We start from the raw sequence: 379 nt of genomic DNA, 5'->3' as shown, positions 1-379 counted from the left end.
AATAAGTGGATTTTCCCAGGTGGATACGTACCTGGTTTGGTAGAAAATATCGAACACATTGTTAACAGCGGTCTCCAAATTGACGATATGGAACCATTGCGTCGTCATTACCAACGGACTACTGAAATTTGGGACGCTAACTTCAACAAACATCGTGACGAAGTACGCGAAATGTTCGACGAAAAATTCGTTCGAATGTGGGATTTGTACTTACAAGCATGCGCGGCTTCGTTTGAATCTGGCAACATTGACGTAATCCAATACTTGCTAACTAAGGGAGCAAGTGGTCGGGTCCTTCCAATGACGCGAGATTATATGTATGAAAAATAGAGCATTCTAAAACCTGGGTAGCTCTTGAGGATAACTGAATTAGGGGACC

General features: G+C 42.7%; 1 protein-coding gene. It reads left to right on the top strand.

Features of this window, described 5'->3' with window-relative positions:
* On the top strand, positions 1–330 hold a 330-nt coding region (locus tag GUI70_RS25400), incomplete at its 5' end, for a class I SAM-dependent methyltransferase (RefSeq protein WP_202630574.1).
* Positions 331–379: the final 49 nt, after the last annotated feature.

Origin of the sequence: Deinococcus alpinitundrae (assembly GCF_009982895.1) — a bacterium.
GTDB classification, from domain to species: Bacteria; Deinococcota; Deinococci; order Deinococcales; family Deinococcaceae; genus Deinococcus; species Deinococcus alpinitundrae.
Note: the sequence above shows the minus strand (reverse complement) of the source record. Positions and strands in the feature narration are given on the sequence as shown.